Origin of the sequence: Streptococcus suis, from assembly GCF_046032115.1 — a bacterium.
Lineage (GTDB): Bacteria > Bacillota > Bacilli > Lactobacillales > Streptococcaceae > Streptococcus > Streptococcus suis_AJ.
The window spans coordinates 1-15,807 of the sequence record NZ_JARQOZ010000043.1 but is presented as its reverse complement, the minus strand read 5'-3'; the positions used below and the strand labels follow the sequence as shown (position 1 = coordinate 15,807).

The 15,807-nt window shown below is 42.1% G+C and carries 15 protein-coding genes; all 15 read right to left on the bottom strand.

The features are described 5' to 3' along the window. A partial coding sequence (locus P7J36_RS10290) for a TnpV protein (protein ID WP_118045519.1) occupies window positions 1-285 on the bottom strand: 285 nt, incomplete at its 3' end. Window positions 286-336: 51 nt separating this feature from the next. Next, entirely contained in the window at window positions 337-534 is a 198-nt protein-coding gene (locus P7J36_RS10280) for a relaxase/mobilization nuclease domain-containing protein (protein ID WP_024407616.1), read from the bottom strand. An 18-nt stretch (window positions 535-552) separates the two neighbouring features. Continuing rightward, on the bottom strand, window positions 553-1,905 hold the full coding sequence (locus P7J36_RS10275) for a recombinase family protein (RefSeq protein WP_079267951.1): 1,353 nt from the start codon (window positions 1,903-1,905) through the stop codon (window positions 553-555). Further along, window positions 1,808-3,049, bottom strand: a complete 1,242-nt coding sequence (locus P7J36_RS10270) for a recombinase family protein (RefSeq protein ID WP_024412678.1) — start codon at window positions 3,047-3,049, stop codon at window positions 1,808-1,810. Before P7J36_RS10270 ends, P7J36_RS10275 begins: the two co-directional genes overlap by 98 nt. A 223-nt stretch (window positions 3,050-3,272) precedes the next feature. Further along, on the bottom strand, window positions 3,273-4,742 hold the full coding sequence (locus P7J36_RS10265; RefSeq protein ID WP_024412679.1) for a LysM peptidoglycan-binding domain-containing protein: 1,470 nt from the start codon (window positions 4,740-4,742) through the stop codon (window positions 3,273-3,275). A 6-nt stretch (window positions 4,743-4,748) separates the two neighbouring features. Continuing rightward, the gene (locus P7J36_RS10260) at window positions 4,749-5,144 is read right to left on the bottom strand and encodes a phage holin family protein (RefSeq protein ID WP_014636353.1); all 396 of its coding nucleotides are present in this window, start codon (window positions 5,142-5,144) and stop codon (window positions 4,749-4,751) included. Next, window positions 5,122-5,490 carry a hypothetical protein gene (locus P7J36_RS10255; RefSeq protein ID WP_024412680.1) on the bottom strand — a complete coding sequence of 123 codons (369 nt, stop codon included), beginning with the start codon at window positions 5,488-5,490 and terminating at the stop codon, window positions 5,122-5,124. Before P7J36_RS10255 ends, P7J36_RS10260 begins: the two co-directional genes overlap by 23 nt. Window positions 5,491-5,495: 5 nt before the next feature. Further along, complete coding sequence (locus P7J36_RS10250; RefSeq protein ID WP_024412681.1) at window positions 5,496-5,702, bottom strand: hypothetical protein; 207 nt, start codon at window positions 5,700-5,702, stop codon at window positions 5,496-5,498. 12 nt (window positions 5,703-5,714) lie between these two features. Further along, window positions 5,715-10,262 (bottom strand): phage tail spike protein, encoded by a 4,548-nt coding sequence (locus tag P7J36_RS10245; protein WP_408552026.1) that lies wholly within the window; start codon window positions 10,260-10,262, stop codon window positions 5,715-5,717. After that, window positions 10,262-10,984: a phage tail protein gene (locus P7J36_RS10240; protein ID WP_408552027.1), complete on the bottom strand. Its 723-nt coding sequence runs from the start codon at window positions 10,982-10,984 to the stop codon at window positions 10,262-10,264. The genes P7J36_RS10245 and P7J36_RS10240 overlap by 1 nt, the downstream gene beginning before the upstream one ends. Beyond that, the gene (locus P7J36_RS10235; RefSeq protein ID WP_408552028.1) at window positions 10,981-13,839 is read right to left on the bottom strand and encodes a phage tail tape measure protein; all 2,859 of its coding nucleotides are present in this window, start codon (window positions 13,837-13,839) and stop codon (window positions 10,981-10,983) included. Before P7J36_RS10235 ends, P7J36_RS10240 begins: the two co-directional genes overlap by 4 nt. Window positions 13,840-14,021: 182 nt before the next feature. Next, window positions 14,022-14,441, bottom strand: a complete 420-nt coding sequence (locus P7J36_RS10230) for a hypothetical protein (RefSeq protein WP_024407624.1) — start codon at window positions 14,439-14,441, stop codon at window positions 14,022-14,024. Between the two features lie 11 nt (window positions 14,442-14,452). After that, on the bottom strand, window positions 14,453-15,022 hold the full coding sequence (locus P7J36_RS10225; RefSeq protein ID WP_014636346.1) for a major tail protein: 570 nt from the start codon (window positions 15,020-15,022) through the stop codon (window positions 14,453-14,455). Window position 15,023: 1 nt separating this feature from the next. After that, window positions 15,024-15,350, bottom strand: a complete 327-nt coding sequence (locus tag P7J36_RS10220; RefSeq protein ID WP_277696832.1) for a hypothetical protein — start codon at window positions 15,348-15,350, stop codon at window positions 15,024-15,026. Window positions 15,351-15,356: 6 nt separating this feature from the next. Beyond that, window positions 15,357-15,725, bottom strand: a complete 369-nt coding sequence (locus P7J36_RS10215; RefSeq protein ID WP_408552029.1) for an HK97 gp10 family phage protein — start codon at window positions 15,723-15,725, stop codon at window positions 15,357-15,359. Window positions 15,726-15,807: the final 82 nt, after the last annotated feature.

The following is a 15,807-nucleotide window of genomic DNA, read 5'->3' as shown; positions in this document are numbered from 1 at the left end:
CTTTAGCTGTTCCGTTATGCCCTGTGCCTGTTTCATACCCTCTATGAGCCTTTCAAAGCGTTCCTGTGCCTGTCTGTTGATGTCGGCAAGGTAGGCGTTTAGCCTGCCGCTTGTAAGAAGATTGGTGTATGTAACTTTACGGTACTGTTTTAGATAATCTAAATGCCGTTGCCCCCAGATGCCTATTGCCTGTTCTTCTTCGGCGGGTACAGTTAAGCACGGTATCAAATAATCCCCTTGCCTTTCGTATTTGCCGCCCAGTTCCTCAAATAATGATTTTGCCATTGTCTGTTACCTCCACATTCTTTTTTATTTTGAATGTCCGCAAAATCCGTCCTACATCCATTGGAGCTTATGACCGTTCTCATAATTTACGGAATTGACAATAAAGTGCGTGTGTATATGCCCCTTGTCTATATGCGTGGCTATCAGAACTTCATGCCCTTTCCATGCCTTTGTATGCTCTGCCAGCTCGACAGCGTTCTTGTGAGCCTGCTCCGGGGTTATTTCCTCGTCCTCATGGTAGGATTGCACATAATGCTTACGTTTGCTTTATAAATCTACCTCAGTTCCTTCCAGTAAACAAACGGTTATTTCACCATCAAGTCCTATCCTGATATGGTCTAGCACTCGGCACATATCTGAGGGGTTGAAGTCTATCTGCTCCTGCCTAAGCAGGTCACTCAATGCCATGCTGTAGTGCTTATCCAGTAGGCGATTCTCTGCTAAGATTTTCTCCCACTTGCCATCAAGCAAATCAATGTTCTCGCTTAGTAGCTCTAATGCCTTTAGAAAAATCTGCTCGAGTGTCGCCTCATCCAAATGGCTACTGTAACACCCTTCAACACCCTTTATGCGATAGCGGTTGTTACATTGCCAAACTTTACGTTTCCCTCGGCTGGTTGCCCAATTCTTCCGTCCAAAGGCTGACCCGCAGGCTCCGCAGAACACCTTGGTGGTAAATGGGTTGTCCTCACTCTGCATGATATAAGATTTGAGCTGATGCTCATCTCGGTAGGTTTTGCGTCTAGCCATTTCCAGTTGAACAGTCTCCCAAGTCTCCTCATCAATAATGGCCTCATGGCTATTTTCTACATAGTATTGGTTAACCTGACCGTCATTTTGAACTCGTTTCTTAGTCAGAAAATCAACGGTAAAAGTCTTTTGCAATAAGGCATCACCCTTGTACTTTTCATTTTGAAGCATTTTCTGTATAGCACTTGGATACCAATTTGCCTTTCCTGTCCAACCAGGTATTTCATTGTCATTCAAATACTTAGCAATGGATTCAGGACTGTACCCCTCTAAGAATTTCTCGTATATGAATTTAACAGTTTCAGCTTGCTGAGGGTTAATGATAAGCCTACCATTCTCATCCTTGTCATAACCCATGAACTTTGTGGTATTCACGCGCACCTCACCACGTTCAAACTTTTTACGAATTCCCCACGTCGCATTCTCTGAGATCGAGCGTGACTCATCCTGTGCTAAGGAAGAAAGGATTGTAAGGAGAACTTCACCTTTGGAATCTAGGCTGTCAATATTCTCCTTCTCAAAAGTCACACCAACACCAAGTTCTTTCAACTCTCGGACGTATTTTATACAATCAAGGGTGTTTCTTGCAAAGCGACTGATCGACTTTACCAAAATCCTATCCACCTTACCAGCCCTACAATCTTGTATCAAGCGGTTAAAAGCATCACGTTTTTTGGTATTAGTTGCTGAGATGCCCTCATCCGCATAGATGTCAACTAACTCATAGTCCTCGTGTTTGGAGATATAATCTCGGTAATAATTAACTTGGTTTTCATAACTTGATAGCTGTTCGTCTTGGTCGGTGGACACTCGGCAATATGCGGCTACATTGACTTTCTTTCTGACCTGATGTTGAACGCTGGTCTGCACTTTCTTGGCCGGAATAACTGTAATACTTTTCCCCATCTCTATCCCTTTCTATCACTTTTACTGGCGAGGTTACTGTCCAATTTGAGATATCTACTTCTGGCACACGCATCCCTTGACAAGCTGCTTTTCCTTCCTTAATGTATTTGGAACAGCACCAAACAATTTTTTTCTTGTAAGAAACTTGTCTCTTTAGAGTCGAACCACAATGCTGACACTTTAATAACCCCGTAAATTTATAGGTTTTGTTTCTACCTTGTTGCCATCTTCTACTGTTTAGTTTTACCTGGACTGCTTGCCAATCTTCCATTGAAATAATAGCTTCATGATTATCCTCTATCAGGTATTGTTCGAGTTCCCCCTGATTCAATTTTTTAGGACCATTCACACCATCGTGAAAATACTTCTGCAATAAGACCGAACCGTTGTATTTTTCATTGCTTAACATTTGACGGATTGTGGTGTCATGCCATTTAGCACCTGTAACCGTCGCAACTCCCTTTTCATTTAACAGTTTGGCAATACGATGAGTACCATACCCTTCAAGGTAAAGTGCAAATATTTTTCTGACTATCAAAGCTTCTTCTGGATTGATAATCAACTCACCATTCTCGTCTATATCATATCCTAAGAATCGCTTGGTGTTAATGACTAGCTCTCCTCGTTGAAACTTCTTTTGAAATGCCCAACGTTGATTGCCACTCATACTCCTCAACTCGTCCTCAGCAATACTAGCTAATACTGAAAGCATCACTTCCCCTTCACTAGAAAGGGTATGAATGTTTTGTTCCTCAAAGAAAATGTCTACTCCTATTGCCTTCAGTTCACGACTAATTTCAAGAACTGTAACCGTGTTTCTAGCAAATCGAGCAATTGACTTGGTATGAATAATATCAATCATACCTTTACGACAATTTTCAATCATGGCTTGAAAATTTGGACGATTATCCTTAGAACCAGATATACCTCTGTCATGATAAACACCTACAAAATCAATATCGTCTCTATTGGAATACAGGTTTTCAAAATAATGTTTCTGATTTTCTAACGATTCTAACTGACTTCCATTAGTCGTCGAAACTCGAATGTAGGCACAGATCCTCTGCTTGTGTTTTTGTTTATTGACTCTAATCTTTTTTACGGACATTTACTCTCCTTCCTATGTAATGGCACACTATATATCACTCTAAAGGGAAAATAAGTCAAGTTATCAGACAAACTAATTCGACCTGATAAATTTATGCCAAAGTTCATGGAATACAAATATTCCTCCTACCTTACTAGGTAGGTTTGGGAGTAATTTTTCCGCACTTATTGAAAAAAAAAGCAAAAAAATAAAGCCTGATGTTCCCACCAGGCTTAAGACTTAATTATGATATTCTAAACCAACCTACAACTTTACCGAGTTTAACTGTTCCAGTAGAATCGTAGAGTGAGCCATCCGCCATCCATTGCCGTTTCACACGACGAGTAATTCCACCGCCACCAATTTCTAATTGGTCATTGATACCGTTCTTATTATAGTCAGAATATCCATCAATATTCTGTTCCACACCATCAATACTTTTTCCGTCAGAATCTGTCACACAGACACCAATATGCCCATAGACCAAACCATCTGTCTCAATGACATAAAAATCACCTGCTTTAGGATTCACACCCCAAGCATCGTAGATTACTTGGAAACCATTTGATTTTGCTTTCTTCAAACAATCAATGGCATTTGTATAGGACATATTCTTGTCCGTAAGCTCTTGAACAATCTTATCCACCAAGGCAACACACTGTCCACCATAAGGGTTAGATGGAACGGTCACCTTTTGACCGACCTTGGATAATGCTGACGCAACCACACGACTGGCAACACTGGTTGGAATAGCGGTTGTTGTCCTTGAAGCTGTGTTAACCTTGAGTGTTTGCCCAACTTTCAGGATATCCGACTTCTTCAAACCATTCACCGCAAGTAGGGCATCTACTGTTAAACCAAACTTCCGAGCGATTCCATAATACGTATCGCCTTTCTGTGCTTGATAGGTCTGCTCACTATGGCCTTTAGTTGTTCCTTCTACATCCTGCTCAAGCACCCATGACTTGATTCCATCAAGTAGATAAGCTCTCTTACTGTTGGACTGGTGAATATTCTTCACTTGAAGGATTTTGTAGGTGCGCCCCTTGACCCAGTTGGCGATTTTCTGACCAGTCTGATAATGAGTCGCATGAGGCAACACCCTAAGACTATCACCAACAAGATAGACTGGTTTTGAAGGAGTTCCTGAACTCCCAACGGTTGAACTGGGTGTCGAGGGAACTATGGTCTTGACCTCAACTCCTGTTATTGCTGACACAAGACCTCTCGCAATATCCTCTTTCTTGTTCTCAAAAATCGCCATATCTTGTTCATTATCGATGAAAGCAATCTCCACCAAACGATAGGTGTATCCACGACTTGCTGCTTGATTGGCATTATATAGCCAATCTACCTTCTTAATGCCACGATTTTGGAAATAGTGTGAAAGGAGAGACAGGATAGCCATATCTTCCTTATCTGCTTCTAAGGAAGATTGAATCAAGACTTCTGTACCTTTAGCACTTCCATTAAAGGCATTGAAGTGCAATTCAGTAATCGAGTCGTATCCCTTACCAATACTAGTAATACTCCGATAATCATAAACATTTTGTTCGGTAATAAAATCAATTCGCTGTCCACTGTACTTAGACATTAACTTGGCTAATTCTCGAACCTTTCCTGCTTCTGTGATACCTAGTTTGGCATTCACTGCTCCAGGATCATAGCTTGTTCGCCCTTGGCCATGACCACAAATGACTAGATGTTTTCCCATATCTTCTCACCTCTCGTTGATTTGTTTTAAGATTGCTTGTAGTTTCTCAGGTATTGGTAAACCAATTCGAACGGTATTTTCTAGAATACTTAACCCCTCATTACTGAGATAAAAGAAAATGACCATGGTTCGAATTGTTCCACCCTGCTTGATGATTGCAGTATCAATCAGATGACCTAGTGAAACTAAAAATAAAATGGCTATCTTTTTAAAGATGCCACGAAAACCGATACTACTTGACAATTGTTTCTCTACAACTGCCGCAAAAATTCCTGTTAGATAGTCAATAATAATGAAGACAAGTAGGGCATATAAGATACCATCCAACTCTCCAAATAGACTACCAATCAAGCCTCCAATCATGGAAAATAAAATCTTATTAAGAGTTAACAGTTCCTTCATCGGTCACCTCACTTTCTACTGGGCCTTCCTGCACAATGGTAGGGTCTGACCAATCCGGTTGACCGTTCTCATCAAACCGCATCAGATAAAAACATTCATGAAATAAATCAGAAAGATTCAGAGTTAATGTGGTACTACCCCACTGATTAAACGCCCAAACTGTTTCTGTTGTAACCAACTGCCGCCTTCCATTTTTAATGGCAGGTCGCCTTACTTCTTCAAGATACATGTAAAAATCCTGCTCTGCTGTCTTACAACGAATGAACTCTCCATTCTTACGCATGTAAGCGAGAGCTGTCTCCAAATCAAATGGTTCTGTTACTTTGTCAATATTGAGAAGTGCCATGATAACTATTCTCCTTTCCTTTCTTCAGGTTTTGTCTGAACTTCTAATAGCTCAGTCAATTCCTGTTTTTCTTTACGCAATAGGCTAAGTTCCTCATCCCTTTCCACCAATTGGATGGCAATGAGGTTCTTAGCGGTAATCTCATCAGATAGCTTGGAGACAAGCTCCTGGATGGTTAATTTTAATGATTGGTTGATTTGTTCTAGATTCATCTGTGAACTCCTTTATTTAATCGTATCCCATGTCAAGATGACGTCACCTCGACCTGTGATGTTTACTAAGTGTTTAAAATTGTGATTGAATTGATGAAGTACGTCTTTCAAGCTGACATAGGTTGTCCCATTTCGATAGATGCGGATATCTCCGATATTCAAAATAGAACTTGGTCGGTCAGATGCTTTATAGGCATCAATACTCAATCGGTTAGGCAAGGTTACTATTTCCCATCCATCTGGATTGGTATATGGAGCACTAGCTAAACGTACCTTATCGCCCACCACATCAATTTGGTCGGTTTCAGTACCATTCCATGCTCGAATCCCTACAAAGCCACCGTCATTGGCATTCCAGTTGTTCCATCGATTTGAACCGATAATGGTTACACCACATGGCTTACCATTTGATGTTCCTGTCTCAAAGGAAACCCATTGGTGAGGATATCCACTAACCTCACGAGAAATGGATGGAGAGTTGGTAAAGAACTTGATGTTTCCAAGTGATAGATTGATTTTCATGGCTCCGTTGATTGCTGACAAAATACCTCCAGAAATTTTGTTTGCAGATAGGGTTACTGCCTGCACTTGGGTTATAAAGGCCGATTTGGCAAACAACTGCTTGAGATAGGCTTCTGTAGCCATAAACTTGGTAAAGAAAGCCTGGTCAACCTTTAACTTGTCCGCAGTAATAGCTTCTGCTCCAATCCGAGCTGCTGAGATGATGCCTGACGTAATCTTGCCTGCATCAAGACTGGCAATCTTACCGCTCGCAATCACTCCATCTTGGATATAGGTTGTACCTGTTATTTGAACGAGTTTTCCATCAATCTTGACTGTGCCATCCTTATTGAGATTGAGCTGACTCAGGACTGTTCCTGCACTGGTTAGATTTCGAACCGACCACGCCCCTGCAAGTGTTGAAACCTGCGTTTGAATTGCAGTTACTGTGGCAGTTGTTGCTCGACTTGTTTCTAGATTGCCAACTCGTGTCACAATCCCAGTAGCCGTTTGAACAACCTGACTGATTTGATTGGTGTGATCTCCAATGGTCCGAGTGTGACTACTTACAGTATCCCGCACTTCATGAAAGGCAGACACTGTCGTAAAGTCGTCTAATGACGGTGTCCAATAGTCTGGAAAGATATCACCAGTTGATACCATTAAGGCTCTCACATGAAACTTACCTGTCTTAACCCCATCAATTCTAACTTGAAGTTCAAATCCTTTAGAGTGTTGGTACATCTCTTGAGTGATGGTAGAGGTTAGTTTGATTAACCGATAATTGTTGCCCGTCGTCAGATTACTGCTCCACTTATTGTAGAAAGGGTGATACAAATTCCAGTTGGTCCATGTCCAAGCATTTTGGTTATCCAAGATTGGACCTTGAAGTTTCATAGTACGAGTAGTTACAGCAGGGTCAAAAGTCATCTCATCCGCTGAGACATGAACATATAAATGCACTTTTGACCCAACATAGATACCACTACTATCTCCAAACTGAACTCTTCCTAAAGAAGCTACCCAGTTGCTATTGGCATTTATCGTCTGATAAGCACTCCATTTATCCGAAGTACCAGCTATCAAATTACGATGCGAAACTGAGGTAGGGATTCTGCTTTCCGTTTGACTGATTCGTTGAGTGAAACTATCAGAGGTTGTTTTGACCAAGTTCTGCACACTGGTTGTCGTTGCATAGGGTTGTAACGAACTGCTCGTAAGATAGCCACGACCAGTAATATTTGAATCAACCTGAGACTTGGTTTGGTAGCCTTTTGAGTTAATGGCAGATTCAACTTGCGTACTTGTTAGTCGTTGTTCAATTTGCCCAGCCTGTGTTCGGATAGTGGTTTCTGTACTTGCTACTCGACCAGTCAAGTTATTAAAATCCGTCTTTGCGACTTTCTGTGAGATGGCATCATTGGCAATCCGTAGGTCTGCCTTGGTTTGGGTAATCTGACTAGCGTTTGTGTTGGCCTTAGCCAAGGCATTGTCAGCGGTGGTTTTGACCCCTTCAAGAACGGTCTTATCAGCCTTAAGCAAAATAGATTGTTGCGTCTGTTGGATGGATGTAGTATGTCCTTCAACAGTTCGTTTCAAGTTATTGAAATCCGTCTGACTGACCTTTGAGGATACATCCGAAACTAATTGTCGAATCTGTGTTTCACTACTAGAAATCTTTCCACTCGCCTCGGTTAATCTTGTAGAAACCTGCTCTACACCAGAAGCCGTTTGAGTGATGAGTGTCCGTTGGGTGGTCAATTCACCAGCTATATCTGCTGGATTTTCTGAATAACCTGTATCTAGTGAGGTCTTTGCGACTTTCAATCCTGCCACGTAGAATTTATTCCCATTAGGGATTGTGCTTGCATTATACTCCGTTCGAAATTGGAGTGATCCATCAGATAAGACATGAACTGTTTTCCAGTAGCGTTTCCAGTCACTGGTGACAGATATAATATCGTCCGATTCCCTCACTCTTGCGACTGGAGCACGATAGACACTAGAACCGGACCAAATCGCTGAAACTTTGATGGAAGAAAGTGGCTGATTCGCTTTGGCATAAAAGCTAAAAGTAATGACATCTCCTGCTTTCACAACAATATTCTGATGACTTCCGTTATAACCCGCTTGAGTCGAACGAACTACTAGTCCCCTAAAATTCTCCGTTTCAGTAGACCAATTGTTTCCTAAATGCCAGGCATTTCCTTTATTCGACCAATCACGAGTACCAGTCATCAAATTGAGACCATCTAGGCTAGTTGGAATTTTCGCATCCACTTGACTGATTTCAGTTGTAATACGATTCCCCAATTGAGTAATCGTTGACTCTGCAGTTTCGATTCTCTGTTTTGCTTGGTTAAAATCGCTAGTCTTTACTCGCTGAGAAATTTGGTCTGCTTGCACTTGAATCATGGATTCTGCACCCGTTACTCGACCAGTCAGACTATCCACCAGTTGCTTACTCGCAAGAAGTTTAATATCTTCCTTGGTTTGCGAGAGATTGGTACTTACTGTAGCCAACTGTCCACCTAATAGTGATTTTGCTACATCAACTAATCGACTAGCTTCAGAGATAGCTTGTGATTTTGCTGTCGCAATCTTTGACTCTGTTTGACTACGCTCCGTCGAAGTCAAGCGGTTAGCTTCTTGAATAGCATCAAGCTTGGCTTGTTCTGCCCTTCTGAGGGCTTCAGTTGCCCCAGTTTGAGCCTGCTCTGCTTTTTGTTTGGCTTCTGTGGCTAGGTTGCTGTTTACCCCAGCCTTTGCCAATAATTCACGAGTTGTACGTTGCTGCTCCTCTTCCTGTTGCCGCATCTGTTGGTGAATAGAAGTAAGTTCACTATCAATGCTAGCCTTTAATCGATCCGCATAGACCTCCCCACGACTTTGAGCCTGTTCGATAGCATTATCAATGGCTACTTGACGTTTCTCAAATTCCGCATCAAATGCTCTGTTGGCATTATCAATGGCAATTTCAACGGCAACATCCTCACTCCGCTTATTTCCATCAAGGAGATTATTGGCTAGTGTAGTTAAGCTACCGCCAGTTTTACCTGTACCGCTACTTGCCTTATCATCAAAAGTGATAGAGCGGTAATTCTTAGCTAAAGGATCATAATCATAAGCGATTGCTTTCTTCCTAACATCAATTCCGTGTAGCTTGCTTTTTAAAGTTACGGTATCGCCTAGATGAACCGTTTGACCATCTAACTCAAATGCCTCAATGATGATGGCATCTTTTGGCTTATCAATTCCCTCTAAGCGAAACTTGCTACTAGCCCACTCTATTAACTCCTGTCGAGTTTTGAGATTATTATTGGTATAGGTCACTTCATTGATGAAAGGATAGAAGTTAATCAACGGACTATCTACAGTGACTTGAAGTACAGTCTCCCTATCCTTCCCCTCTTGCTCGAAGCTTGAAGTGGCATGGATACGAGTGATAATCTGTGAACTTTCTTTGGTTCGTTGATACTTTTTCAAATTGTAGTGAGTAGAGATAACAACTCCACGGTCTTGTCCTCGCTCACTCTTAATTGATAGGGCAATGTTATCTCGAACCAGTTCTCCCTCCCAAGTTCCAAGGATAGAGTGTTTACCATCCATCAGGCTGGAGTACAGCGTCTGTTCCTTGTCCGTTGTATAGGTTCTATTCTTGACAATGTCACTGGTAAAAGAAAAATCTCCAAGTGGAGACTTGCTTGCCATGACCATGCTTGATAGTGCTGTTGCACAAGGTACCTGTTCACACCTAAATGGAGATACCAACCTAGTCATGACGTCATCTGATATGTGATAGGCCACAACTTCAAGACTGGTGTCTCCTTCAATGACTTTCTTAATCCTAAACAACTGGTGTCCCAATACTGGAACTGGGCTACGAACGAGGTAGTCCTCTTTTAACTCTCGAAATAGTCCGCTGTCTGTGATTGGATAGGTAAAATTTAGGACAAAATCCCCATTCAAGGTTTCTTTAACGCTTGCCTTTATGGTCACTGGGAGTGGTTTCCCATGCCATTTTGCCGTTCGAACGGTTTTGTCTAATAAAGATAGCACTAAGCCCACCCCCAATTCATTTCTATTGTTAATGATGTAATGCCAGCACCTAAGACAACTCCAACCGAGTCATTTCTGGCCGCATCAATGGAAATAAAATCGCCAGACCATTTTACAGGCTGACCTCTTTGTGTCTTAAAACTTGGCTGACTAGGATTATTATCCATAATGAGTGTTTCTTGTAATCGCTCCAAGCGGATGACATCTTCCCCAATTGTAAAGCTAGTTTCACTAGTCGAGTTGCCACTTATGGTAATCTTTGGAAAAGCGATGGCTGAACCTTGACATCGCAAAACACCACTGGTTCTAAACACCTGCGAGGTCGTCGTTTTGAACCACTTGGTTGGGTGACAAGAAAATGTAACCTTAAACTCATACACCCCCAGCTTATCCTTTTGAACTGGAGTATGGTGTACCTTGTAACACCAAAAGCGTATGGTCTTGAAACTAGCGTTCTCAAGCCAAAATCCTTCTTTCAAAAATAGCTTCAAAAAGGATAATAACTGTTCTTCACTAGGTTTTACAAGATAGAGGGTGTAGCTCAGTTCCATGACACTTCTGCGAGGATTGGTTTGAAGAACCGCTCCTGACAGGCCTTGGTGTTCTATCAATTGCGTCTTACTTTCACTTACTGTGATTGAAGGACTATCTTCCACGATTACCTTAAAAGGAAAAGAACTCGTGGACACTCCACCAATGGTTAATGCATTATGTCTAATCATGGTTTCACTCCTCTCAATCCTTGTTGACGTTCTAATTCATACACTAGTTTTTCTCCAACCATCTCCGCTAGTCGGTGAAGGTCAGTTTCTTCTCTTATCGTATTTCCAGTAATGGTGATGTGAATGGTTGGTAAATTGCTTGTCATGGTCTTTGCGATTCCTCGACCAATTGCACCCAATGTTTGTTCATTCAAGGGCAAGACTGCTTCTTTTCCAGCCTCACCTCCAACCATTAGGCTATTGCCATTCATTCCAAATGCAGTGGGCTTGGTTAAAATTCCACCTTTGGCATACCAATCAATGGAGATTCTCGGAATACCGCCCTTCAACCAATCGAGTGGATTGGCAGAACCTGATACTCGAAAATGAGGAAGGGGAATATGTGGCCATCTGATTTGGAAGTTAAAAAGATTTTTAATGGCATTGATGGCATTACTCACGGCATCTCTTGCACCATTGATAGCACTTGAAATGGTATTTTTCACACCGTTCCAAACAGATGAAACTGTATTGGATATCCCATTCAGAATATTGGATACGGTACTACTGATACCATTCCATATGGTTGATACTGTTGAACCAATCGCAGACATAACACTGGATATTGTCGATTGAATAGCTGACCAGATAGATGAAATGACAGAACTAATGGCAGATAGTACATTTGAGATGGTATGCTTGATACCTGTCCAAGCAGTTGAGATGTACTGGGCGATGAAATTGAGGGCTAAGGAAATAAGGGACTTGATGCCCTCCCATGCTATCGACAAGACCTGTTTGATGGTTTCCCAAGCGCCAGTCCAATCACCAGTGATAACCTGCATGACTGCCTTGATGATACCAAGTACCACATTGATAGCAGTCTCGACCACAATCTTTATCATCTCCCAAGCGGCTGTGATGATGAGTTTGATATTCTCCCAACTTGCTTGGATGAGCGGTCCAAGAATAGTCATCACCGTTTGAATAACCGTATTGATGGCATTCCATACCGTGGTTGCAGCATTTAGAATCAATTGCTGGTTTTCAGTCCACCATGTGGTTAGCGTTCCCCAGATGGACATAACAAAACTAGAAATCTGCTGGATGATCATGGACAGAAAGGCATAGATACTATTCCAGATTTCCGTCACAGCCGTTCGAAAGCCTTCGTGATTCGTCCAGAGTTCTTTTAACCCAACAATCAGTAAGGTAATGGCAGCTACAATACCAACAATAATCCCCACAATCGGCAAAAATGCCGTTATCATTCCAACAACGGTTGTCCCCATAGCGGCTGCCGCAACCTGTAAGCCCAAGAAAATAGGAAGTAACATACCTACCACGGCTAAAATACCTGTGAAGATAATGACGACTTCCTTGATGGGACTGGATAAGTTGGTAAACCAAGTCGCTAGTTGACTAATAATGTCTGCCAAACTTTGGAAGACTGGAATAAGGATCTCCAGAATCGGTTGACCGATTGCTGCTAGAGCATTAGTTCCAGACTGTCTTAAGTTACCCAGAACGTTTTCCAGTCCATCTGATTCCCTTGCAGCTTGTCCCAAGGCTCCAGAGAGTTCATTGCCGTCCTCTACCATTTGAAGGAGGGTTAACTGCTTCTGAGCTTCTGATAGTTCATTGAAGGACTTTCCATAGAGCTTGTTCGCCGCTGCATTACGAGTGGTTTCTGTCGCAGAAATACCTAGAGCTGCGTCATTTTCATAGTTTCCTTTGAGGAAGGACTGCAGGTTTTCGGTGACTTCTTCGATGGATTTGTCGTAAAATGCTGCCCCATCAGCCGCTGCTCTGGTGGCACGAGTGGTCAGATCCAAAGCCTGAGCCGTATCCATTCCAGAGGTTTTGGCAAAGGAAGCCATCTGAGTGAAGGAGCCTTGAAGACGCTCTGGAACAATGTCCATCTCTTCCCCAATCTTATTGAGGGCATCCTTAGCAGCATTCTCCATATCCCCAAATACTGTAGAGAATTGGGCATTGCTGGCTTGAAGTTGAGCTGCCGCAGACATGGACTCTGTTCCGACTTCGAAGATTTTCTGAGAGATGTCTGCTAGCTTCTCACTGGTTGCTTGAAGTGCCTCAGCCCGAATGGTGTCAGACATGGCTTTCATACCATCTTGAGCACCATCGGCAGAGGATTTGGTCTCATCCATCTCGTTGTTCAAGTTATTGAGAGCGGTCTTTGCTTGGTTCAACTCAGCCTCCATCTTATTGGCTTCAATGGAATTCTCACCATATTCACTCTTTGTCAGGGCTAGTTGCTTTTCGAGATTGGAAATTTGTTTAGAAACAATTTCTGACTGTGCTCCGATCTTTTGTTGGGCTATGGCATTGCGTTCTGCTTCGGAACTATTGGATGACAAAGCACTTTCTTGTAACTCAAATTGAGACGTGACCTTGTTCATCTCACTTGCTAACTGCCCCTGCTCCACTTGGAGTTTATCTAATTGTTGAGCCGCTGAACTACTGGCTCGACCGTGATTCTCAAGTGTTGATGACACATCAGCTAACTTAGTTTCATAGGACGTTAGCAGCCTTTGAGTAGTTTCCACCTCACGTTGAAAGGCACGGTACTGGTCTGCCCCAATATCCCCAGCCTTAAATTGAGCTTCCACCTGTGATTGGGCTTGACGGAGCGTTGCCAATTTTTCTTTGGTTATCTCGACTTGTTTTGCCAATACTTCCTGTTTTTGTGTAAGGAGGGTGACATTTCCTGTATCAAACCTGAGAGCCTTATCAATCTGTCTTAATTCTTTGGTAGCTTCAGATGCTTGTTTGTTTACACCCTTAAGTGCATCTTGTAAGGGTTGGGTATCGCCACCAATTTCAATCGTAATCCCCTTGATATTTCCAGCCATAATCCCTCCTTTCTACCATCAGAAATTATCAAAATCAGCCTGAGTTGCTCGTCGTGTTTGAGAAGTTTCTCGAGTACGCATCTCCACATAGTCCGTTTGGTAGTCAAGTGCCATCCCAATAGAGATATGTTTTAAATCGTCAATGGTCAGACCAGTCTCCTTACAACAGGAGAAATAACTCTCTACTGTGAAGATTTCTTCACTCGCTGTTTCTGTTTCATCTGCTTTTTTCTGGTTGACATCCCTTGGTTCAACATATTCATCAAGACAGGGGCTACTTCCTGAACTGGAAATTCCTCCAATTCCATGAAGAAATCCACAAAAGGTTTCACACGAGGATTGGCAGATTTGGCAAAAACCCAAAAAAGACGATGGAAAAAGGTCATATCAAAGTCAGATAAAATAGACACATCAACCTGACTTGCCTTGAGTTCTTCCCCTTCCTCCAGCTGGTCTAGCTTATCCAAGATAGCTTGACTATTGACCATAGAAAAGAGATCTTGGAAATAGTCCTTGCCAAACTGCTCTTTATAAGCAATTGGTGTGTAGGCATTGGTTGCTAACTCGTAGGTCGTGCCTGCTATGGTAATACTTTCTCTCATTGCCTTCTCCCTTACTTACGAGGTTCAAAAACTGCCTTGAACCAGTTTTGACGGATCTCATCACTCGTTTCCTCCGTTGTTCGTCTACGTACAACCTTATCAAGAGGGCGAGGACTGGCAGTAAAGGTCAACTCTACCTCATTGATATCCGAACCTGACTTGGTTTTTGAACCAACAGTCGGACGAGATGCGTAACAATAATACAAAACGTGTAATGTTTCTTTTTTATCCCCTTCAAAACGGAACATCAACGCAAAATTTTTCTTTTCGCTATTTGCGATTTCTGAGATGGTATTTGTCGTCGCATCCAACTGTTCTCCGAGGACTCGAGTCAAAAATTCCTGCGTTAAAAGAGCAACTTTTAGTGTTCCTTCATAACCATCGTTTGACTCCGTTGTATAAAAATTGATATTGTCTGCCTTATAAGAACCCTTATCTCCTGTTGGTTCAAGGGTTAATTCTGCAGCACCACGAAGGCGTTCCACATTGCCGTATGTCAACGTACCATCAGAACCTTCGCTTGTAACTTCTGCCCAATGGACATCTTGTAGTCCAAAGGTGACCTTATTCTTTTCAGCCATATTATCCTCCATGTAATGTGATGTAATAGGTTATTTGGTAGAGTTTCTCTGATGAGATATAGGTCTCTACTTTTTCAAAATAAATAAGGTGGCTGTCAAATAATGACTCCACCTTTTGTTCAGTTGCTAAATCTTTCTTAGTAGTATAGAGTTCCACTTGCAGGTTATTCTGCTTATGATAGGTCCAATTGTCTGCACCATGATTTTCTGAATCAGTTACCAAATAAACCAGATACGGTGGTATTGGACGACTCCCTTCTTCAAAATGATGGTAGGCGACTGGGAGCTGTAATTCTTTGAGAATGGAGTACATTTCACTTAGGAACATGACTTATCACACTCGCTTTCTCAGCTTTTCTTCCAAGGATTGTATTGCTTGTTTTTCTACAGGAGCGATATGCTTTATCCCCTCAACTCGCCCACCAGAGCTTTTGGCATGACCATTTTCTAATAGATGTGTTAGGCCTGGCGTTCGATTATGAATGGTTTTAGTTAGACCTGTACTGGTATCAATCGTTGCTTTACTCTTCCACCCTTTGGCATAGGAACCACTCTTTCTAGGTGACGTTGCTTTCAAGGTTTCAATAGATTCCTCAGTGACTTCCTCCACAACTTCACGCATCACCTCTGTGGTATCCTGCACATACTCAGCCAGCTCATTTGCGATGGCAGTTTCTAGTGCATCCAGTCCAATTTTAGTCATTACTCTCCTCCTCGTAAAATAAGTTTATGGGGATTTTTCAATCCCAAATTTTTAATGAGTGTAATAATGTTAACTTGACTAT